This is a genomic window from Cupriavidus respiraculi (assembly GCF_914271545.1).
GTDB lineage: Bacteria > Pseudomonadota > Gammaproteobacteria > Burkholderiales > Burkholderiaceae > Cupriavidus > Cupriavidus respiraculi.
The window spans coordinates 635,272-656,926 of record NZ_CAJZAH010000001.1 but is presented as its reverse complement, the minus strand read 5'-3'; the positions used below and the strand labels follow the sequence as shown (position 1 = coordinate 656,926).

Below are 21,655 nucleotides of genomic sequence, written 5' to 3'. Positions count from 1 at the left end.
GATCGCGGCATGGGCGACCTTGGTCCAATTGTGCGCCGCCTCCGTGCTCATAGACTTTCTGAATGACGCATGCAACGGGGGCGACGGCATGGCGAACGTGACAAGGAGCAGTGCGGCACGGGCGGGCGTCGCGTCGGCGCTGCTGGCGGTATCGCTGGGCGTGCCGGCGCAAAGCCCGCCCGTCGCGTATCCCGCGCAGGGACAGGATCCGCAACAGCAGCAGCGCGACGAAGGCGAATGCCAGACGTGGGCGCACAACAGCACCAGTGGCGCCCAGTCGCAGGCGGCTGCTCCGCCACCGTCGGGCGGGTCCGGCGGGGGCGAGAGGTTGCGGGGCGCCGCCCGTGGCGCCGTGGGTGGCGCGGTGATCGGCGGCATCGCCGGCGACGCGGGCACCGGTGCCGGCATCGGCGCCGCCGCAGGCACCATGGCGGGCGGGGCGAGGGCGCGTCAGAACCGCCGTGAGGCGGAGTCCGCGGCCCAGGCGCAGGCCCAGAGCGCGCAGGACGGTTTCTACCGCGCCTTCGCCGCATGCATGGAAGGGCGCGGCTATACCGTGCGCTAGCGGCGCGCGGGGCGGTGCGCCGCCGGCCACGGTCGCGACACTACGGCCTGCCGAGGAACAGATAGAACGCGTGGCGGCCGCCGCTGCCCTTGCCGTAGGCCAGGTACAGCGGACCCACCGGCGTATCCAGACCGAGAAAGAGCGAGCCGGATACCAGCACGCCGGTCGGGCCGCCCGGCACCAGTTGTCTTCCCATGCGCCCCACTTCGAGCGAGGCGCCCGCGTAGATTCCCTCCAGCAGCGATTGCTTGGCGAGCCGGTTGTAGTAGACGGCGCGGCCGAACTGCAGGTCGCCTCCCAGCAATTCCCCCGTGGTGAAGCCCGACTGATGCAGGAAGCCGCCCCACTGGAAGTAGTCGTAGCGGGGCAGCGGATTGCCGCCCACATGGCTGCCGGCCTTGAAGCCCAGGTTCAGCGTATGCCTGCCGTAGGAGACGACGTAGGTGCCGTCGGCGTCCGCCCTGACGTAGGATTGGTCCGCGCCGAGGCCCGGCATCGAGGCATACACATTGACGGTGCCGGCATAGCCCGCGCGCGGGAACGTCGTGCTGTCGAGCTGATCCAGCAGCAGTCGCGTGGTGATGGCGCCGCGGTCGGCGCCATCGTTGGTGGGCGAGAGGCTCGCGGGACCGGTGCGCAGCGAGGCGCTTTGCTGCCCGGTAAGCACGCCCAGCCGCGCCTCGCCATGCGTGCCGATGCGCGCCCCCACGTCGACCGCCAGATCCAGGCGGCGCAGGTCGTACGTGGCGATGCGGTCCTTGCCGCTGTACACGTACACGGGTCGCCGCTCCAGTTGCACGCGGGGCGCCACGAAAAAGCGCTGGCGCACGTCGATAGGCTGGTAGAACTCGCTGGTGAAGCTGCTGGTCTGGCCGGCCTGCAGATCGTTGCGCCATTCGGCGCCCAGCGCGTTGATCCACGTGCGCCGATGGCTCGCCAGCAGGTTGAAGTAGGCCTCGCCGCGGAAGTCGGTGGCAAGGCCGAGGCCGAAGCGCACGTAGTCCGGGCCCCAGGATTTCTCGATGGCATCCACCCCCAGGATGCGCCGGCCGGGCTCCTCCAGAATGCGGTAATTGACATGCTCGAAGTCGCCGGTCCCGAACAGGCGCTCCATGTCCGAGTCGAGCGTCTGCGCATCCAGCGGTTCGTTCGGGCGTGTCCGCAGCGTGCTGAGCGCGAATTCCGGATTGACCCGCTGCAGCGGGGCCAGCCGGATCTCGTCGACCGGTCTCACGTCCGGTGCGGGCACGGTGCGCTGGCGCTCCCGCAGCGCCGCGTATTGCTCCGGCGGGATCGACAGTGCCGCCAGGCGGTCGGTCTCCTCCAGCGCGGCCGTCTCGCCGATCGGAATGGTCACCGACAGGCGGTCGAAGTTGCCCGCCGAGAAGTCGCCCAGCGCGGGCTCGATCAGGATGTCGCCGGGCCGCAGGCTCGCGAGCGAGGCCCGCACGTTCTGCTCGGTCAGGATGTTCACCATCTGCCCGGTCACGCCGATGATCGAGCCCAGTTCGTCGCGGGGCATCAGCGGCGTGCCGAGATTGACGGCGATGATGATGTCCGCGCCCATCCTGCGCGCGACGTCGACGGGGAGGTTGTCGGTGAGCCCGCCGTCGACCAGCAGCGTGCCGTTATATTCCACCGGCGAGACCACGCCCGGCACCGACATGCTGGCGCGCATGGCGCGCACGAGTTCGCCGCGCGAGAACACCACGGGCGTGCCCGCCACCAGGTCGGTCGCCACCGCGCGGTAGGGAATGGGCAGCTTGTCGAAATCGACGTCGCCCGGCACGCGCACCAGCGCCCGCAGCACGCGTTCGACCTGAACGCCCGTCACGGCGCCCTTGGGCAGCTGAAGCCGGCCGTCGCGGACGCCGACCTCGGGCGTGAACAGGTTCGTGCGGTCGTCCATCTTGCGGCGCATCGACAGATTCCTGCGCGGCGGGCGCTCGCTGAAGAGGTCGCGCGTGGTCAGCCCCGACACGACCTCCGCCATTTCGTCGGGCGTCATGCCGGACGCATAGGCGGCGCCGACCAGCGACCCCATGCTGGTGCCGGCGATGCAGTCGACGGGAACCCGCAGCATTTCCAGCACGCGCAGCACACCGATGTGGGCGGCCCCGCGCGCGCCGCCGCCCGAGAGCACCAGGCAGATGCGGGGCCGCTCAAGCGGAGCCGGCCGGGACAGCGTGCCGCCCACCGTTGCCGCACCGGCATCGGACAAGGATGGCGCGTCCGATTGCGCCATCGCCGTCCCGCAGAGAAGGGCGGCCGCACCCAAGGTCGAGAGCAGAGAGGCTCGCATGCCGGATCCTTACAAGCGGGGCCCATGCTGTCCGACCGTGCTGGGTTCCACTGCGTTGCCTGCCAGGACGCGCCGCGCATGTGCCATTGACGACGGGCACGATCCTCCCAGCCTATGCGCGCACGCGTGGCATCGGTATTGGACCAAAGGTGCCTTGTGGCGAGTCCTGCCACCGCGCATTCTGGTCGGGATAAGCGACGCCGGCGGTCCGCGGTGGCGGCAGGGGCCGGCGCCTGCGGCGGCAACGACGAGGATCGACCTATGGACCCCGGAGCACGACTGGCCCACGCGAGAGACGTCGGGCAAAAGACAGCGGTAGTGCTGAACCGGCGCACGAAGCGGGCGCAGGCCGCCCTGCAGGAGCGCCTGTCGAAGGCGTTCGGGACGGACGCCGGCGGCGCCCAGGCGTTCGCCGCGGCCAGCATGGACCCCGCCGCCTGCGCCGCCTACGCGATCGACGCCGTGCAGCGCGGTGTGCTGTTCTGGGACACGATGCGCCGGCGCGGCACCGGCTTTGTCGAGCGGGCCGTCGCCGGACCGGTTCCAGTGCTGCATTTCGACTACGAGATGGTGCTGGATGGACGCGGCTTCGCGCGCCCGGTGAACTACGCGCTCGTGCGCATCGTGCCGCCGGAAGGCGTCTCGGTCGACGACAAGCGGCGCCCCTACATCATCATCGACCCGCGCGCGGGCCACGGCCCGGGCATCGGCGGCTTCAAGGACGACTCGCAGGTGGGCGTGGCGCTGCGCGCCGGCCATCCCGTGTACTTCGTGGTGTTCTTCCAGGAGCCGGAGCCGGGCCAAACGCTGCTGGACGTTTGCGTGGCGGAGCAGCAGTTCGTCAGGCAGGTGCGCGCGCTGCACCCACATTCCCGCAAGCCAGCGATCATCGGCAATTGCCAGGGCGGCTGGGCCGCGATGATGGTGGCCGCCGCGGACCCGGACCAGACCGGGCCGGTGGTCATCAACGGCGCGCCCATGGCGTACTGGAGCGGCGCATGGCAGCCGGGCGAGGGCGACAACCCCATGCGCTACTCAGGCGGGCTGCTCGGCGGTACCTGGCTTGCCTCGCTGGCGGCCGACCTGGGCAACGGCAAGTTCGACGGCGCTTATCTTGTCCAGAACTTCGAGAACCTGGATCCGGCCAATACACTGGTCGACAAGTACTACCACGTGTTCGACATGGCCGACACCGAGCCGCCGCGCTTCCTCGACTTCGAGCGCTGGTGGGGCGGCTACTACCTGATGAACCGCGAGGAGATCGAGTGGATCACGCAAAATCTGTTCGTCGGCAACCGCCTGTGGTCGGGCGACGTGAAGGGTGCCCAGGGGCAGACGTTCGACCTGCGCGACGTGAAGGTGCCCATCGTGCTGTTCGCCTCGATGGGAGACAACGTGACGCCGCCCCAGCAGGCTTTCAACTGGGTGGCGGATACCTATTCGAGCACCGCGGAGATCAAGGCGCGCGGCCAGGTCATCGTGGCGCTGATGCACGAGAGCGTGGGCCATCTGGGGATTTTCGTCTCGGGCAAGGTCGCGAAGAAGGAGCATGCGCAGATCGTCTCCGTGCTGCAATCGATCGAGCTGTTGCCGCCGGGGCTCTATGGCATGCGCATCGAGGACGGCGGGCCGCAGGAGGAAGCGGGCGCCGGGCCGCAGTACGAAGTGACCTTCCACGAGATCGAACTGGAGGAGGTGGCAGGCCGCCTCAATCGCTTCCATCGCGAGGACGAGCGGCCGTTTCAGGCGGTGGCGGCCCTGTCCGAGTTTACGCAGCGCGCCTATGAGCTGTTCGCGCAGCCGGCCGTGCAGGCCATGTCCAGCGAGTACAGCGCCCGGCTGCTGCGCGAGTTCCATCCGCTGCGGGTCCAGAACTGGGCGTTTTCGGACCTGAACCCCTGGCTGCGCTGGCTTGCGCCGGCGGCCGAGGCAGTGGCCGCCAACCGGCTGGCCATGGAGCACGAGCATCCGTTGCGCCGGGCCGAAAAGGGCATGGCTGAGTCCGCGAGCGCCTGGTGGGACTACTACCGCGCCCTGCGCGATGCCACCACCGAGGCCGTCTTCTTCAACCTCTACGCCAATCTGTTCGCGCTCTGGGAGCCGCACGCGGCCACGGCTCCTGGGCCCGCCGCCAGCGCTGCCGATGCCGACGGCACCGTGAAAGACGCGTTGGCGGCCATGGATGCCGGCGGCTATCCGGAAGCATTCGCCCGCGTCGCGGCGCTGCTTTCCGAGCGCGGCAAGCCGTTGCCGCTGGCCCGGCTGGAACTGCGCAAGGACATGGCCCAGGACTACACCCAATTCCTGCCCGAAGTGGCGATCGAGAACTGGCGCCCGATCCGCGGCCTGCAGGAAGTCATCGTGCGCACCGATCCGAAACGGGCACTGGAGTCGCTGCCTCGGCTGCTGGCGGACGGCGCGGACCGCGAGCGGATGCTGTTGCTGATTGACAAGCTGGAAGGCGATCCGCGCGCGATGGGCGGCATGCCGAGCGCGGAGCGCAAGGCGATGGTGGCGCGCATCCGCACGCTGCTGGGCAAGCCGCCGGCGCCGCTGCGCGGAGACGGCGATGCCCGGCCCGCACCCCGCCGCGCCGCGCCGCGCCGCTCGGCCTCCCGCCCGCAACAACACTGAACGGAGCATGCCATGAACGACGCTGGTCACCGTCCCATCCTTACCGGCATGAAGGCGCTGGTGTGCGGCATCGCCAACGAGCACTCCATTGCCTACGGCTGCGCCAAGGCGTTCCACGAGCTTGGCGCCGAGCTCGCCATCACCTATCTGAACGAGAAATCGCGGCCCTATGTCGAGCCGCTGGCGCGCGAGATGCAGGCGCCAGTCTTCATGCGGCTGGACGTGTCGGAGGAGGCGGAAAGCGACGCGCTTTTCGATGCGATCCGGTCCACCTGGGGCCGGCTGGACATCTTCGTGCACTCCATGGCATGGGCGCCCAAGGAGTCCCTGCAGGGCGGGCTCATCGACTGCCCGCTCGATGGCTTCCTGCGCGCGATGGACGTCTCGTGCCATTCCTTCGTCCGCCTCGCGCGGCGGGTGGCGCCGCTGATGGACCATGGCGGTGCCATGTTCACGATGAGCTATTACGGCGCCAACAAGGTGGTGCCGAACTACAACGTGATGGGGCCCGTCAAGGCGGCGCTGGAAGCCTGCGCACGCTACCTGGCCTACGAGCTTGGCCCGAGCGGCATCCGCGTGCATGCGCTGTCTCCCGGGCCGCTTCGGACCCGCGCGGCTTCGGGCCTGAAGGACTTCGACCTGCTGCTGAACGAGGCTGCCGCGCGCGCGCCGCTGGGCGAGCTGGTGGACATCATGGACGTGGGCTACACCTGCGCCTTCCTGGCGACGCCGTACGCCAGGCGGCTGTCCGGCGAGACCCTCTACGTGGATGGGGGCGTCAACATCATGGCGTAGCACGCCACGCAGCTGACCCGGCGTGGCAACCCACAGGCGAGGGCATCCGCATGGGCATTTTCGGCCGCTGGCGCCGTGCCGGGGACGACGATCCGGACCAGGCGCTGAACGACAGCATGGCGCGCATGTTCGCGCTACATCCGCATCTGCGCCTGGCCACGCGGGCACGGGCGCGGCTCGCGCCGGCCACGCGGCAGGCGCGAGCATACCTGCGCGACATGGCGGCGGCCCTGCCGGCGCCGCGCGGACTGGCCGCCGGTACGTGGGCAGACGACCCCTATATCCACGCCTTCTTCGCCACGCCGCACGACGTCACGCTGACGGTGACGCGTTCGCCGGAGCTGCGTGCCTGTTTCGATGCGGTGCCCGCCGCGCGCAGCGTAGTGGCCGTCATGGGCCTGCTGATGAGCGAGCGCCGCACGCTAGGCGTGGCGCTAGAGGGCGACGTGATGCGCAGCGACGTGCCGCGCACCACGGTGTCGTTCCAGGATCATCGCTTCCGCCTCTGCGCCCCGACCCTGCCGGAGCTGCGCGAGGAGATCGAGGCGCGGCTGCTTGACCAGCTTGCAATGCAGGCGCTGGGCCATCAGGCGCACGATCGGCATCGCGGCGACCGTACCGGCCCCGAGACGGCGTTGCTGGCTGGGCGCCTGCGCATGCTGAAACTGGCCGCGGTTGGCGCCGAAGGCCTGCTGGGCGAGGCCGCCGGGCCGGATGAGACGGCCCGGCGGGAACTGGAGGCGGAGTTCGCGGAAAACGAGCGCGCGCTGGCGGCCGCCCCGCTGCCAGGCGAGCGGCTGGACTGGCAACTGGACATGCTGGTGGACGTGCTTTCCCATGCCGACGCGTACTTCCATGTCACGCAGCGGCGCCTGAGGCTCGATGCAATGAACGTCGTGGTGCAGCCCACCGATCGCTGCGCTGCCGCCGAACTGGAACTGCAGTACGCGCGCGTGCCGGGCGATCCGCCGTTCGAGCGCCTGTTCGCGCTGGTACAGGTCCAGCGTGCAGACATGCTGCCGTCCGGCTATCTGCTGGACCGCGCGGAACAGTTCCTTTGAGGCCGGCGACGCGCGGCCACGGGCTATTGGACCATGGCCCAATTGTTTTCCCCTTGCCCGCGACACACCCTTGGTCAGGGTGCGGCACGGCTGCGGTCCGGCACGCGGGCCGTCCAGCGCAGGGCACCGGGCCGGCACCGTCATCCACCGTTGGCGAGGACCGCATATGGCACAGACCCACGAGAAGTACCAGCGCCTGATCGATGTCTGCAAGACGCTGCCGCCCACACCGACCGCGGTGGTGCATCCCGTCGACCGCTATGCCCTGGAGAGCGCCGCGGAGGCCGCATCGCTCGGCCTGATCCAGCCACTGCTGGTGGGCCCCGAGGCGCGCATCCGCGCAACCGCCAAGGAGTGGAGCATCGACATCGGCGCCATGGAGATCGTCGACAGCGCCTTCAGCCAGGAGTCGGCCGCGAACGCGGTGCAACTGGTCCGCGAGGGCCGCGCCCAGGCGCTGATGAAGGGAAGCCTGCATACCGACGAACTGATGGCTGCGGTGGTCAAGCGCGACGCGGGGATGAGAACCGCGCGGCGGGTCAGCCACTGTTTCGTCATGGACGTGCCCGGCTACCCGGAGGCGCTGATCATCAGCGACGCGGCGATCAATATCGCGCCGACCCTGGAAGAGAAGGCCGACATCCTGCAGAACGCCATCGACCTGGCGCACGCGCTGGGCGTGAAGGACGTCAAGGTAGCGATCCTGTCCGCCATGGAGACCGTCAACCCCAAGGTGCCTTCGACCATCGAGGCCGCGGCACTGTGCAAGATGGTCGACCGGCGCCAGATCACCGGCGCCGTGGTCGACGGGCCGCTCGCGCTGGACAACGCCATCAATCTGGAGGCGGCCCGCGTCAAGCACATCGACTCGCCGGTTGCCGGCAGCGCCAACGTGCTGATCGTGCCCGATCTCGAAGCGGGAAACATGCTGGCCAAGAGCCTGTCGTTCCTGGCCGGCGCCGACGCCGCCGGGATCGTGCTTGGCGCGCGCGTGCCCATCATCCTGACCAGCCGGGCTGATTCCGTGATGACGCGCCTGGCCTCGGCCGCGGTGGCGGCGCTGGTGGCCCGCGCGCGGCGCGAAGCCGGAAACGTAGTGGGGTAACACCATGGCGGATGTCGTTCTGGTCATCAATACCGGCTCGTCCAGCATCAAGTTCAGTGCGTTCGAGATGGCGTCCGAGACGCTGGTGCTGCGCGGCAGCATGGACGCCATGTCCAATGCGCCGGTGTTTCAGGCGAAGTCGGGCAGCGGCGAGGTGCTGGAGACACGGGATTGGGGCGCCGGCAATGCGCTGGCGCACGAAGCAGCCATCGGCTTCATCGCCGACTTCCTGCGCAGCCACGGCAGCGGCCACCGGCTGGCGGCGGTCGGGCACCGCGTCGTGCACGGCGGCATGGAGTTCAGCGGCCCGGTGCGCGTCGATGGCGCGGTGCTCACGGCGCTGGAGGCGCTGTGTCCGCTGGCGCCGCTGCACCAGCCGCACAACCTCAAGCCCATCCGCGCTCTGCTGGAGCAGCGCCCGGAGCTGCCGCAGGTCGCCTGCTTCGACACGGCATATCACCGTACCCAACCCGAGCTGGCGCAGGCATTCGCGCTGCCGGCCGATATCGTCGAGCGCGGCGTGCGCCGCTATGGCTTCCATGGGCTCTCGTACGAATACATCGCCAGCGCGCTGCCGGCTCTGGACCCGATCGCGGCCAGGGGCAGGACCGTGGTCGCTCACCTGGGCAACGGCAGCAGCATGTGCGCGATGCTGGCCGGCAAGAGCGTGGCGAGCACCATGGGCTTTACCGCGGTCGACGGACTACCGATGGGCACCCGCTGCGGCAGCCTCGACCCTGGCGTCATCCTGTACCTGATCGACCAGCTTGGCATGGACACGCGCGCCGTGCAGGACCTGATCTACAAGCGCTCGGGCCTGCTCGGCGTATCGGGCATGACGGGCGACATGCGGGCGCTGCTCGACAGCGACGCACCGGGCGCGCGTCTGGCCGTCGACCTGTATTGCTACCGGATCGCGCGCGAACTGGGCTCGCTCGCCGCCGCCCTGCAGGGCATCGACGCGCTGGTCTTCACGGCAGGCATCGGCGAGCACGCGCCCGCGATCCGCGACCGCGTGTGCCGGCACGGCGCATGGCTCGGCATCCGGCTGGACGCGCGGGCCAACGATGGCGGCGGGCCGCGCATCGGCGCGACCGACAGCGCCGTGGCGGTATGGGCCATCCCGACCAACGAGGAACTGATGATCGCCCGCCATACCCGCGCGTTGCTCGAAGCGCGCGCGAGCGCGGCGTAGGCGCGCAACGGAAGGAGACGGCAATGCCGCTGATGATGCTTACCAATGTGGACGCCGGCGCGACGGACGAAGAGATCGGCCAGTTCCTCACGCGCTACGGGTTTCCGCCGCACGACCGGCTCGAACATATCGACGGCGACGGCTCGCGGCCGTCGGTGCAACTGACGTACAACGCCGTGGACGACGCCGCGCTCCACAAGCTGCGCGACCGCATCCACGGGATGTTCTGGAAGGGACACAAGCTCAGCGTCGTCGTACTGCACGAACGCTTCCAGTAGCGCAGGCGGAGGCTCAGCCGTCGCGGTCCTTGTCCGCGCCATCGACCTGGCGGCCTGGCGCATCGGGGCGCAGCGCCAGCGTCACGATCCGCGTGGTCGCATCGTCCGGGCACGCCTGGTCGACGAATCCCAGCCGCCGCGCCAGCCGCCGCATGCCGGCATTGGTCGAGAGCACATAGCCCTCCATCGTGCGATAGCCGCGCGCCCTCGCCATGTCGACCAGCATCGTCATCAGGCGGCTGGCCAGCCCGAGCCGGTGCCAGTCGTCGGCCACCGTCACCGCGAACTCGCACGTATCGCCGCCCGGCGCCGCGCCATAGCGCGCGCCGCCCACGATGGTGCCTTCGCCGAGCACCACCGCCACCAGTGCGCCCTCGGCCCGGGGGTCCGGATGCGTCGCGTGCTCGAGCGCGCCATCCGGCAGCTGCGGCATCGGCGCGAAGAAGCGCGTGTAGCGGGACTCGGGCGACAGCGCGTCGAAGGCGGCGAGCAGCGCTGCCTTGTCGTCGGCACCGACCTCGCGGATCGAGATCGCCGCACCGTTGGCGAGCGTGGCCGTGCATTCGGGAAAGCAGGGGCCGGGATTGGCGGTCGCGGGGGAAGGAGTCGTATCGGTCATGGCGCGGGCGGTGGTCTGGCGGGATAGCGTCTGGTACACGAACAGTGTGGCCGCCGCATGAGTCGTCCGCAATGGACTTTGAACCAATGGGGCAGGCCGTAGCGCGGGCCATCCTCCACCTCGCGCGTGGCGCCCGCACTTGCTGCTGTGCCATGTGCCCTTTCGTCCAATGAAACCGGCCCGGGGCTTGACTAGAGTACCGATGCATGCCGGACCGGGCTGCCTTGGCAAGCCGGATTTTCGCTTGTACGCCGCTGAAGGGATTGAACATGGACATCGATTTCTCTTTCGGGCTGTCGAGCCCGATTACCGAGGGCGCCTGGCGCAAGTTCGCCCCGGGCGCCTGGCAGACCCGGGTCGACCTGCGCGATTTCATCCAGCGCAATTACACGCCGTACGAAGGCGATGGCGCCTTCCTCGAAGGCCCCACCGAGCGCACGAAGGCGCTCTGGAAAAAAATCACGCCGCTGCTTGCGCAGGAACGGGAGAAGGGCGTGCTGGACGTCTCGCAGGTACCCTCTGGCATCCTTGCCCATGCGCCGGGCTATATCGACAAGGACAACGAGATCATCGTCGGCCTGCAGACCGACGCGCCGCTCAAGCGTGCCATCATGCCGTTCGGCGGCTGGCGGGTCGTGGAAGCGAGCCTGCGCTCCTATGGCTACGAGCCGGACCCCGCCGTGGGCGAAGTCTTCACGAAGTACCGCAAGACGCATAACGACGGCGTGTTCGATGCCTACACGCCGGATATCCGCAAGGCGCGCTCGTCGTCCGTGGTAACGGGGCTGCCGGACGCCTACGGGCGGGGCCGGATCATCGGCGACTATCGCCGCGTGGCGCTGTACGGTGTCGATATGCTGATCGCCCACAAGCGGCGCGAGAAGGAAGAACTGGACGACCGGCATTCCACCGAGGATGTCATCCGCCTGCGCGAGGAACTGTCCGAGCAGATGCGGGCGCTGCAGGAACTCAAGACGATGGCGGCGAACTACGGCAGCGATATCTCGAAGCCGGCGAGCAATGCCCGCGAAGCCGTGCAATGGACGTACTTCGCCTACCTGGCCGCCATCAAGCAGCAGAACGGCGCGGCGATGTCGGCGGGACGGCTGTCGACGTTCTGGGACATCTACTTCGAGCGCGACCTGCGCGAAGGGGTGCTCACCGAGGTGCAGGCCCAGGAGATCATCGACGACCTCGTCATCAAATGGCGGCTGGTACGGTTCCTGCGCGCGCCGGAGTACAACCAGCTGTTTTCCGGCGATCCGGTGTGGGTGACCGAGGTCGAGGGCGGCATGGGCGAGGACGGCCGCACGCTGGTCAGCAAGTCCGCCTTCCGCATGCTGCATACGCTGTACAACCTCGGGCCCGCGCCGGAACCCAATCTGACCGTCTTCTGGTCCCCGCGCCTGCCCGATGGCTTCAAGCGCTTCGCCGTGAAGACGTCGATCGATACCAGCTCGATCCAGTACGAATCCGACGACCTGATGCGGCCCAAGTGGGGGGACGACTGCGCCATTGCGTGCTGCGTGTCCGCGATGCGCCTGGGCAAGCAGATGCAGTTCTTCGGCGCGCGCGTGAACCTGCCCAAGACGCTGCTCTACGCGCTCAACGGCGGCCGCGACGAGGTGACGGGGGAGCAGGTCGGGCCGCCGTTCGCACCGGTCACCGGCGACGTGCTGGAGTTCGACGACGTCATGCGGCGGCTGGACCCGATGATGGACTGGCTCGCCAAGACCTACGTCAATGCGCTGAACGTCATCCACTACATGCACGACAAATACTGCTACGAGTCCATGGAGATGGCGTTGCATGACCGGGACGTACTGCGCACGCTGGCCTGTGGCATCGCCGGGCTGTCGCATGGCGCCGACAGCCTCTCCGCCATCCGCTACGCAAAGGTCAGGCCCGTGCGCGACGAGCGCGGCCTGATCGTCGAGTTCGAGACCGAAGGGGAATTTCCCTACTTCGGCAACAACGACGACCGTGCCGATGAACTCGCGCGACTGCTGGTCTCGATGATGATGAACAAGATCCGCATGTATCCGAGCTATCGCAACGCCGTGCATACCCAATCGGTGCTGACCATCACTTCGAACGTGGTGTATGGCAAGGGTACTGGCAGTACCCCGGACGGCCGCAAGCGCGGCGATCCGTTCGCGCCCGGCGCCAACCCGTCCAACGGCCGCGACACCCACGGCGCGCTGGCGGCGATGCTGTCCGTTGCGAAGATTCCCTACGACGATGCCGAAGATGGCATCTCGCTGACGCTGTCCGTGGTGCCGTCCGCGCTCGGCAGCGAGGAGGAGCGGATCACGCGCGGCACGGACGGTCTCGATGCGTACTTCGGCAGCGGTGGTTTCCACGTCAACATCAACGTGCTGAACAGGGAGACGCTGCAGGACGCGATGGAGCATCCCGAGAAGTATCCCCAGCTGACGATCCGGGTCTCCGGCTACGCGGTCAACTTCATCAAGCTGACCCGGGAGCAGCAGCTGGACGTCATCAACCGGACGTTTCACGGTGCGATGTAGGAGGGGGCGTGAGCCATTCACTTACCGGCAGCCGCTACGAACTGCATGTCAGCCACGAAGGATCGGCGCAGGCGAAGGGGCAGGACTACTTCGCGATCCATCGTGGCGACGTCGAGGACGAGCCGCGCAGCGACGAGCTCGTCGGCTATGTGCATTCGTGGGAAGTCGGCAGCACGGTCGACGGGCCGGGCATCCGCTTCGTCGCCTTCCTGACCGGCTGCCTGCTGCGATGCCAGTACTGCCATAACCCCGATACCTGGCACAAGCTCAACGGCCGGCCCGTGACGGTATCGCGGGCGATGCGCGAGATCGCCAAGTATGCGCAGGTGCTGAAGATCAGCCGCGGCGGCATCACGCTGTCGGGCGGCGAGCCGATGGTGCAGCGCCCGTTCGCCATGGCGATCCTGCGCCAGTGCAAGGAACTGGGGCTGCACACCTGCCTGGATACCGCGGGACGGCTGGGCGCGCGGATGACCGACGACGATCTGAGCCAGATCGATCTGCACCTGCTGGACATCAAGTCCGGCGATCCGCAGGTCTATGAGCGCGTCACCCACCATCCGCTGCAGCCCACGCTGGACTATGCGCGGCGACTCTCCGATATGGGTCGCCCAATGTGGATCCGCTTCGTGCTGGTGCCGGGGCTGACCGACGCGGTCGACAACGTCGACAAGCTCGCGGACTTCTGCGCAACGCTCGAGACGGTGGAGCGCGTGGAGGTGCTGCGCTTTCACCAGATGGGACGGGACAAGTGGCACCGCCTTGGACTGGCGTATCCGCTGGAGCAGATCGAGCCGCCCAGCCCCGAGGTTTCCGACCGCGTGCGCAACCAGTTCCGCGCGCGCGGCCTGATGGTCTACTGAACGCGGGAGGCTCGGCCATGGACGCCCTGAGAACGCTGCTGGAGCAGCAACCGATGATCGCCCTGTTCCTGACGATCGGCATCGGCTATCTGGTGGGGGAGATCAATATCAAGGGCTTCACGCTGGGCGTGGGCGCCGTGCTGTTCGTCGCGCTCGCCGTGGGCTGGTTCGCGCCCAAGGCCGCGCCCGCGCCGATGGTGGGCACGCTGGGCCTGGCGCTGTTCCTGTACGCGGTGGGCCTGCAGTATGGCAAGCAGTTCTTTGTCGGCCTGACCAGTCCGGCGGGGGTGCGAGCCAATCTGATCGCGCTGACCGGCGTGCTCGTCGCCGGTATCGTAGCGCTGCTGCTGTCGCGGGCCAGCGGCCTGACCATCGGACACGGGCTCGGCCTGTTCGCCGGCGCGGGAACCAGCACGCCAACGTTGCAGGCGGCGCTGGTCAACCTGGGCAACGACGACCCGGCCGTCGGCTACTCCGTGGCCTATCCGATCGGCGTGGCCGGTCCCATCCTGTTCCTCTATATCGCCTTCATGGTGCTCAAGCCGCGCTTCGACGTCAAAGGCACGGGCATGGAAGTACTGGAAGTCGTGGTGCAGAACGCGGCGCTGGTCGGCAAGACCTTTGCCGACCTCGCCATGAAGCTGCCGGACGACGTGCGCATCGTAGCCCGCCGCCGCGCGCATCACAACGAGCCTGCGGCGCCGGACCAGGTGGTCACATGGGGAGACGTGCTGCTGTTCGTCGGCCCTTCGCGCGAACGGCTGGTCGAGGCGAGCAAGACGTTCGGCGAGGTGGAGGCGGGCCGCATCGCCAAGGACCGCAGCGATCTGGACTATATCCGGCTGTTCGCGTCCAAAGCCAATATCGTGGGCCGCGCGCTTGGCGAGCTGGCCATTCCCGGAGCCAACCCGTCCGTGGTCGTGCACGTGCGCCGCGGCGATGCCGATCTGCTGTCGCAGCCGGGCCTCGTGCTGGAGTATGGCGACCGCGTGGGCCTGCTCGCGCATCGCGACGATTTCTCGGCGCTGCGCAGATTCTTCGGCGACTCGATCAAGTCCACCGCCGAGTTCAGCTACATCTCCATCGGGGTCGGCATGGCGCTGGGTTTTCTGCTGGGCGCCATCAGCTTTCCGCTGCCGGGCATCGGCAAGCTGGCGCTTGGCTTGTCGGGCGTGCTGATCGTGGCGCTGATCCTTGGCAAGATGCGCCGCACCGGAAACATGCACTGGATGATGCCGCTGTCGGCCAACCTGGTCCTGCGCAACCTGGGACTGACCTTGTTCCTGGCGCAGGTGGGCATGAGCTCGGGGCCCAAATTCGCCGCCACCGTGTCCCAGAACGGCTTGCTGATGCTGGGGCTGGCATCGGTGGTTCTCGTGGCGCTGGTGCTGCCGATCATGATCCTGGGCTTGCTGGCGTTCCGCATGCCGTTCGACGAGGTGTCCGGCATCGTGGCCGGGGCCTGCGGCAACCCGGCCATCCTGTCGTACTCCAACCGGCTCTCTCCCACGGAAAACCCCGACCTGGGCTATGCCATGATCTTTCCCGGCATGACGATCGTGAAAATATTGTTCGTCGATATCGTGCCCGCCCTCGCCATGTAGCGAGGGTGCCAAACGTTCGGGCCGGCCGCCGCGCGCGGTCAGTCCGCTGGTACGGCCAGCGTGACGCTGGCGATGCCCTGGCGCGCCATCTTGGCGTAGGGGCAGATACGCTCGGTATTGCGCACCAGTTCCTCCGCCACGGACAGCTCCACGCCGGGAAGGTGGATGCGCACGTCCGCCTTGAGCATGTAGAGCCCGTCCATCGGGTCGCGGCCGAACGCTACGCGGACTTCGACGGCGGCATCCGGGATCTCCACGCCGGCCTTGGACGCCAGCAGGAACAGCGCGCCATGGAAGCAGGCGGCGTAGCCCGCCGCGAACAGCTGCTCCGGATTGGTGCCGCCGCCCGGGCCGCCGAGGGCTTCGGGCATGCGCAGTTCCACCGCGAGCTCGCCGTCATCGGACCGCACGACGCCGGAGGCGCGGCCGTGTCCGGTCTGGCCGCCCGTGACGGTGACCGTGGTGGTATAGAGCGGCTTGAAATCCCGGCCCTGGTAGCGGTCGAGCAGGGTGACGGGGGGCGGGGTCAGTTCTTCGTCCATGGTCCATCTCGAAGTGGGCTTCTCCGCAGCCTAGGCGTATTGTTCCCGTCCGGTACAGGCCCGGGACGGGATACACCATGTTGCCCGCCCGGCACCAATCAGGCAAACGGAATCTGCAGGTCCAGCCGCCGGATCTGCTCGGTCATATGGTCGACGAACGCGCGGATCCGCGCCGGCAGGTGCTTGCGGCCCAGATAGCAGATGTAGTGCCCGCGGTCGTCCGGCGCCTGGCCGGCCAGGCACTGCGCCAGCCTGCCCGCGCGCAGCAGGTCGCTGATCTGGTACGCGGCCAGCTGGGCGATGCCCTGGCCCGCCAGCACCGCCTGCAAGACCAGGTCGGGGTCGTTGAACGTCTGGCGCGAGGCGGGCATCAGCGCGACGGCGCGCCCGCCCGTCTTGAATTCCCACGCCTGCACGCGGCCGCTGGCCGCGCGCAGATTGATGCAGCGGTGGCGCGCGATGTCCTCGACGCACTGCGGCATGCCGTGCTGCCGGGCATAGTCGGGCGACGCGCAGACCAGCGCCTGCATGGGCACCACCTGCCGGGCGATCACCTGGCTGTCCTCCATCCTGCCGTCGCGGAAGGCGACGTCCACCCGGTCTGTGGTGAAGTCGGCGGGCCGGTCGTCCAGCTGGAAATCCAGCGAGATCTCCGGGTAGGCGTCCTGGAAGCCGAACAGCAGCGGCGCCACCACCTTGCGGCCGAAGCCGGTGGTGGCGCGCACCCGCAGGTGTCCGCGCGGGGGACCATGGCGCAGCTCGCGCAGGTCGTCCAGCGCCTGGGCGATGCGGTCGATGCCGGGCCGGCAGTTCTCGTAGAACAATTCCCCTTCCCGGGTCAGGGTGGTGGAGCGCGTCGTGCGCATGAACAGCCGGGCGTCCAGCTGGGCTTCGAGCTTCTGGACGCTGCGGCTGACGGCGGAACGGCCGATGCCCAGGCGGTCGGCGGCGCGTGCGAAGCTGCCTTCGCTGACCACGGCCAGGAAGGCGACCACGCCCGCGTAGCTGGTCGCGAAGCTGGACGCGAGGGCGTCGCCCGGCGCGGCGCCGAGGTGGGCAAGGGACGGGAGGGCAGGGGCGGGAGAAAGAGTAGCGTTATCCATACCCCCCAGACGTTTGCCGCCCCGGGTTTGTGACAGCGGGCGCGCAACGGCGCCTGCGGGCCGCCTCCCGCGGCCGCTACCGGGGGTGTCCCGCGTGCGGGGCCGGCTCCGGAATCAGGATCGGCGCGCCCTGGTCCTTGATCAGCATCACCAGGAATTTCGCGGGTTTGGTCGTGCTGGCGTTCCGGCCCACCGTGTGCAGGTCGCCCGGTCCTTCGTAGAAGGTCTGGCCCGGGCCCAGCGTCACTTCCTTCCCGCCCTTGACCCCCATCACGATGGAGCCTTCCAGTACGTAGATGAAGCCGTGCGCATTGTGGCGGTGCACGGGATCGGCGCCGCCCGGCGGATATTCGACCGTGATCATCTGTGCCTCCTTGCCGGGGGCCTCCGGCAGCGGCCTGGTCATCAGCGAGTCGACCTTGATGTCCCCGGCGGCCCGGGCGGGCTGGCCCGCGGCGAGGCAGGCCAGGGCGAGCAGCGCCGCGCTGAGCGGTTTCGCGAGTGTCATGGCATCACTCCAGGTTGGCCTTGTCCAGGCCGAAAGCCTTGTCCATCGAGCCGGGGACGGTCTGGAACGCAACGTTGACGCGGTTCCACGCATTGATCGTCATGATCAGGAAGGTCAGGTCGGTCAGTTCCTTCTCCGAGAAATGGGCGCGCACGCGCTCGTAGATCTCGTCCGGCACGCCGTGCTCCGGAATCCTGGTCAGCACCTCCGTCCATGCCAGCGCCGCGCGTTCGCGGGGCTCGAAATGGGGCGATTCGCGCCAGATGGCCACATGGTGCAGCCGCAGCTCGCCCTCGCCGTGGATGCGCGCCTGCTTGACGTGCATGTCCAGGCAGAAGGCGCAGCCATTCATCTGCGATGCGCGGACTTCGACCAGGCTGCGGATGTTGGCGTCGACCGTCGACTTGAGAAGCTGGGCGCTCACGTCCGCGTATTTCTTGAACAGCTCGGGGGCATGCTGGGTGTAGTTCAGGCGTTGCGTCATCGTGGCTCCTGCCGATCGTGATGGTGGACCCGAAGCGTTCGGGTATCCGGGCGGAGGCGCCGGACAGGAGGAATGCTAGATACCGGCGCGCTCATGCGGTAGGGCCGCGACGGGCGCCACATTGTTGCCTGCCAGGCACCAATCGCCGGTGGCTCACAGCGCGCCGCCCGTGCGGGGCGGGGATGGCGCTGGCCGCGGATTGGTGTCAGCCGGGAAACACGCTGCGCCCGCCCGCATGCCTTCCGGCCACCCGGGCTTGCTCCTAGCATGAGGCCAAGGTGATCGCACCTGACCCGGGTCATCGCACCCTGACCAGACAGAGAGGAACATCATGAAGATAGTCGTGATCGGCGGTACCGGCCTGATCGGCAGCAAGGTCGTGGCGCGACTGCGCGCCAAGGGCCATGACGTGGTGGCGGCCTCGCCGAAATCGGGCGTCAACACGCTGACCGGCGACGGGCTGGCCGATGCGGTGCGCGGCGCCCAGGTGGTGGTGGACGTGGCCAACTCGCCGTCGTTCGAGGACAAGGCGGTGCTGGACTTCTTCGAGACCTCCGGGCGCAACCTGGCCGCGGTGGAGAGGGCCGCCGGCGTGGAGCACCACGTCGCGCTGTCGGTGGTCGGCACGCAGAAGCTCTCGCAGAGCGGATATTTCCGCGCCAAGATCGCCCAGGAAAAGCTGATCCGCGAAGCGGGCGTTCCGTACACCATCGTGCAGTCGACGCAGTTCCTCGAATTTCTCGGCGGCATTGCGCAATCCGGCGGCGCGGATGGCGCCGTGCGGCTGTCTCCCGCCTTTATCCAGCCCATCGCGTCGGACGACGTGGCCGAAGCGGTCGCCGACCACGCGCTGGCGGCGCCGGTCAACGGCATCGTCGAGATCGCCGGGCCCGAGCGATTCCGCATGACCGATATCGTGCAGCGCTATCTGGTGGCGACGGGCGATCCGCGCCAGGTCGTCATCGATGCGAGCGCGCGCTACTTCGGCGCCGCGCTCGACGACGACACGCTGGTGCCCAGCGGCAAGCCGCGCCTGGGCGCGGTCGATTTCGACACCTGGCTGCGCCAGAGCCGGACCGCGTAACCCATGGCGGCGCCCGAGCTGCCCGCGCTGTCGCTGCTCCATCCGTATCGCGGCACGGACTTCCAGCCCCTCTACACCACCGCGGTCACCGTGCGCGGCGGCGTGAGCGGACATGGCCGCGCCTCGGGCGTGGCGCGGTCGGACGACGGCTGCCTCGCGCTGGAGTTGCGGCTGCCGCGGGCGCTGGGCGGCGCGGGCGGCGGCACCAATCCCGAGCAGCTCTTCGCCGCCGGCTATGCCGCCTGCTTCCACGGGGCGCTGCGCCTGCTGGCGCAGCGCGCGCGAATCCGCGCCGCGGGCGCCACCGTGCAAGCCACGGTGGCCTTCGGGCGCGATCCGGTGGATGGCGCCTACGCGCTGACGGCGCGGCTGCAGGTGCGGCTGCCCGGCCTCGAACGCGCGGCCGCCGAAGCGCTGGTGCGCGATGCCGAACGGCTCTGTCCCTACGCGAAGATGGTCCGCAACGGCCTCGCCGGCACCATCACGCTGGTCCGCTAGCCGCCGTCGATTGCTGTTTCCCGTCCTCACTATCGTTCCCCCCGATGGTGCTTGGCCGCCGTTCCCGCCGGGCTTGCCCGGCCTGCGGCGGCCTTTTTTTCTCCCGGCGGCATCCGCTGCCCTTCGCAACGAACGCTATATGCCAGACATGAAACCAGACACGCACGATCGCCGCCCTTCCGCCGACCCGGCCGACGCGGCGCCTCATGGCGACCCGTCGGCCGCGAACCCGCCGTCCCGCCTGCAGATGTATCCGCAGCTGACGCCGGCCGAGCGCGATCGCGTGCGCGCGTTCGGCACGCGCTGCAGCTGGCGGGCCGGCGAATTCTTGGTCCGCACGGGCGATCCCGCCAACGGCATCATCGTGGTGGAGGCGGGCCACGTGCGGATCGTGCAGCGCGACGGCCTGGGCCAGACCGCGGTGGTGATCGAGCACGGCCCGGGCAACTTCATCGGCGAACTGGGGCAGCTCGCCGGCAGGCCGCAACTGATCGACGCCATCGCGATCGATGACGTGGAGGCTACCGTCGTCGCGCCGGAACGGCTGCGCGCGCTGCTGGTGGCCGAAGCCGAACTGGGCGAACGCATCATGCGGGCGCTGATGCTGCGGCGGCTCATGCTGATCGAGCGCGGCAAGGGGCCCATGCTGATCGGCCGGTCCAGCGATGCCCGTACCCATCTGCTGCAGGGCTTTCTGCGGCGGAACAACCATCCGCACGCCGTGCTCGACATGGACGAGGACCCCGATGCGCGCGCGCTGCTGGCGGCCAACGCCTGCGGCGCCGACGATCTGCCGCTGGTGATCTGTCCCGACGGCGCGATCCTGCGGCGGCCCGACGCCAGCCAGCTCGCCGCCTGCCTGGGCCTGATCCCGGACCTGCCGCAGGCGCGGACCTACGACGTGGCCATCGTCGGTGCGGGCCCCGCCGGACTGGCCGCGGCGGTGTACGCGGCGTCCGAGGGCCTGAGCGTCATCGTCATCGACGCGCATTCGCCGGGCGGCCAGGCGGGCGCCAGCGCCCGCATCGAAAACTATCTCGGCTTTCCCACCGGCGTGGCGGGACAGGAGCTGGCATCGCGGGCGTTCGCGCAGGCGCAGAAATTCGGCGCGCACATCGCCATTCCGCTGCAGGTTGCCGGTCTGCAATGCGGCCGGCGCGACGGACTGCAACTGGTGGCGCTCGCCGATGGCAGGCGCATCCGCGCCCGCTCGGTGGTCATCGCCAGCGGCGCCGCCTATCGCCGCCCGCCGGTGCCGCGGCTGGACGCCTACGAGGGCCAGGGCGTGTACTACTGGGCCTCGCCCTTCGAGGCCCGGCTATGCGCGGGCGAAGAGGTCATCCTGGTGGGCGGCGGCAATTCGGCGGGGCAGGCCGCCGTCTACCTGGCCGGTCATGCCGCCCGCGTCCATGTGGTGGTCCGCGGGGCGGGGCTGGAGCACAGCATGTCGCGCTATCTGATCGATCGGCTGGCGTCGCAGCCCAACGTCGCGCTGCGCACGCACCACGAACTGGTGGGACTGTCGGGCGAGCCCTGTCTCGACGCGGTGGAACTGCGCCATCGGCATACCGGTGCGGCCATGCGCATGCCGGTGCGCCATCTGTTCCTGTTCACCGGGGCGGAACCGAATACCGGCTGGCTCAAGCCCTGCGGCATCGCGATGGACGGCAAGGGCTTCGTGCTGACGGGAACTGCGGAGCCGTCGAGCGCCGGCGCCGCCGGGTCGCTCGAAACCAATGTGGCGGGGGTCTTCGCGGTGGGCGACGTGCGTGCGGGCTCGACCAAGCGCGTCGCCACGGCGGTAGGCGAGGGCGCGGCCGTGGTCGCGCAGATCCATGCCTATCTGGCGCAGGCCGCTCAGGCCGCGCCGGCCTGAGTACCGGA

19 protein-coding genes are annotated in these 21,655 nt (G+C 69.0%); 13 read left to right on the top strand and 6 right to left on the bottom strand.

Annotation, left to right across the window (positions count from 1 at the left end; all coding sequences use genetic code 11):
- Positions 1-88 precede the first annotated feature (88 nt).
- Positions 89-565, top strand: a complete 477-nt coding sequence (locus tag LDO27_RS02880) for a glycine zipper family protein (protein WP_224039525.1) — start codon at positions 89-91, stop codon at positions 563-565.
- 40 nt (positions 566-605) lie between these two features.
- Here LDO27_RS02880 and LDO27_RS02875 read toward each other — a convergent pair whose 3' ends face one another.
- A complete protein-coding gene (locus tag LDO27_RS02875; protein WP_224039523.1) occupies positions 606-2,867 on the bottom strand; it encodes a patatin-like phospholipase family protein in 2,262 nt (753 codons plus the stop codon).
- Between the two features lie 261 nt (positions 2,868-3,128).
- Here LDO27_RS02875 and LDO27_RS02870 point away from each other — a divergent pair, with 261 nt between their 5' ends.
- The 6 genes from LDO27_RS02870 to LDO27_RS02845 all read left to right on the top strand — a co-directional run bounded on the left by LDO27_RS02870 (position 3,129) and on the right by LDO27_RS02845 (position 9,935).
- On the top strand, positions 3,129-5,501 hold the full coding sequence (locus tag LDO27_RS02870; protein WP_224039521.1) for a DUF3141 domain-containing protein: 2,373 nt from the start codon (positions 3,129-3,131) through the stop codon (positions 5,499-5,501).
- A 12-nt stretch (positions 5,502-5,513) separates the two neighbouring features.
- Complete coding sequence (gene fabI, locus LDO27_RS02865) at positions 5,514-6,296, top strand: enoyl-ACP reductase FabI (protein ID WP_224039519.1); 783 nt, start codon at positions 5,514-5,516, stop codon at positions 6,294-6,296.
- Between the two features lie 50 nt (positions 6,297-6,346).
- The gene (locus LDO27_RS02860; RefSeq protein ID WP_224039517.1) at positions 6,347-7,357 is read left to right on the top strand and encodes a hypothetical protein; all 1,011 of its coding nucleotides are present in this window, start codon (positions 6,347-6,349) and stop codon (positions 7,355-7,357) included.
- A gap of 166 nt (positions 7,358-7,523) precedes the next feature.
- Positions 7,524-8,462, top strand: a complete 939-nt coding sequence (locus LDO27_RS02855; protein WP_224039516.1) for a phosphate acetyltransferase — start codon at positions 7,524-7,526, stop codon at positions 8,460-8,462.
- A gap of 4 nt (positions 8,463-8,466) precedes the next feature.
- A complete protein-coding gene (locus LDO27_RS02850) occupies positions 8,467-9,657 on the top strand; it encodes an acetate/propionate family kinase (protein WP_224039513.1) in 1,191 nt (396 codons plus the stop codon).
- Between the two features lie 23 nt (positions 9,658-9,680).
- Positions 9,681-9,935: an RNA-binding protein gene (locus LDO27_RS02845; protein ID WP_224039511.1), complete on the top strand. Its 255-nt coding sequence runs from the start codon at positions 9,681-9,683 to the stop codon at positions 9,933-9,935.
- A 13-nt stretch (positions 9,936-9,948) separates the two neighbouring features.
- Here LDO27_RS02845 and LDO27_RS02840 read toward each other — a convergent pair whose 3' ends face one another.
- The gene (locus LDO27_RS02840; RefSeq protein ID WP_224039509.1) at positions 9,949-10,626 is read right to left on the bottom strand and encodes a GNAT family N-acetyltransferase; all 678 of its coding nucleotides are present in this window, start codon (positions 10,624-10,626) and stop codon (positions 9,949-9,951) included.
- A gap of 197 nt (positions 10,627-10,823) precedes the next feature.
- Here LDO27_RS02840 and pflB point away from each other — a divergent pair, with 197 nt between their 5' ends.
- Genes pflB through LDO27_RS02825 form a run of 3 tightly spaced genes read left to right on the top strand, consistent with a single transcriptional unit; the run spans position 10,824 to position 15,552 of the window.
- Positions 10,824-13,085, top strand: coding sequence for a formate C-acetyltransferase (gene pflB, locus LDO27_RS02835; RefSeq protein WP_224039507.1), 2,262 nt, complete (start codon positions 10,824-10,826; stop codon positions 13,083-13,085).
- A gap of 8 nt (positions 13,086-13,093) precedes the next feature.
- The gene (pflA, locus tag LDO27_RS02830) at positions 13,094-13,948 is read left to right on the top strand and encodes a pyruvate formate-lyase-activating protein (protein ID WP_224039505.1); all 855 of its coding nucleotides are present in this window, start codon (positions 13,094-13,096) and stop codon (positions 13,946-13,948) included.
- Between the two features lie 17 nt (positions 13,949-13,965).
- Positions 13,966-15,552, top strand: coding sequence for an aspartate:alanine exchanger family transporter (locus tag LDO27_RS02825; RefSeq protein ID WP_224039503.1), 1,587 nt, complete (start codon positions 13,966-13,968; stop codon positions 15,550-15,552).
- Between the two features lie 38 nt (positions 15,553-15,590).
- On the opposite strand, the gene LDO27_RS02820 is transcribed toward LDO27_RS02825, so the two are convergent.
- The 4 genes from LDO27_RS02820 to LDO27_RS02805 all read right to left on the bottom strand — a co-directional run bounded on the left by LDO27_RS02820 (position 15,591) and on the right by LDO27_RS02805 (position 18,189).
- A complete protein-coding gene (locus LDO27_RS02820; RefSeq protein ID WP_224039501.1) occupies positions 15,591-16,094 on the bottom strand; it encodes an Ohr family peroxiredoxin in 504 nt (167 codons plus the stop codon).
- A 98-nt stretch (positions 16,095-16,192) separates the two neighbouring features.
- Positions 16,193-17,197 (bottom strand): LysR family transcriptional regulator, encoded by a 1,005-nt coding sequence (locus LDO27_RS02815; RefSeq protein WP_377747327.1) that lies wholly within the window; start codon positions 17,195-17,197, stop codon positions 16,193-16,195.
- Positions 17,198-17,273: 76 nt separating this feature from the next.
- Positions 17,274-17,705, bottom strand: a complete 432-nt coding sequence (locus tag LDO27_RS02810; protein WP_224039499.1) for a cupin domain-containing protein — start codon at positions 17,703-17,705, stop codon at positions 17,274-17,276.
- 4 nt (positions 17,706-17,709) lie between these two features.
- Complete coding sequence (locus tag LDO27_RS02805; RefSeq protein WP_222206341.1) at positions 17,710-18,189, bottom strand: carboxymuconolactone decarboxylase family protein; 480 nt, start codon at positions 18,187-18,189, stop codon at positions 17,710-17,712.
- 331 nt (positions 18,190-18,520) lie between these two features.
- On the opposite strand from LDO27_RS02805, the gene LDO27_RS02800 reads away from it, so the two are divergent.
- From LDO27_RS02800 to LDO27_RS02790, 3 genes are all read left to right on the top strand, one after another.
- A complete protein-coding gene (locus tag LDO27_RS02800) occupies positions 18,521-19,273 on the top strand; it encodes an SDR family oxidoreductase (protein ID WP_224039497.1) in 753 nt (250 codons plus the stop codon).
- Positions 19,274-19,276: 3 nt separating this feature from the next.
- Positions 19,277-19,771 carry an Ohr family peroxiredoxin gene (locus LDO27_RS02795; protein ID WP_224039496.1) on the top strand — a complete coding sequence of 165 codons (495 nt, stop codon included), beginning with the start codon at positions 19,277-19,279 and terminating at the stop codon, positions 19,769-19,771.
- 148 nt (positions 19,772-19,919) lie between these two features.
- Entirely contained in the window at positions 19,920-21,647 is a 1,728-nt protein-coding gene (locus LDO27_RS02790) for an FAD-dependent oxidoreductase (protein WP_224039495.1), read from the top strand.
- Positions 21,648-21,655 lie beyond the last annotated feature (8 nt).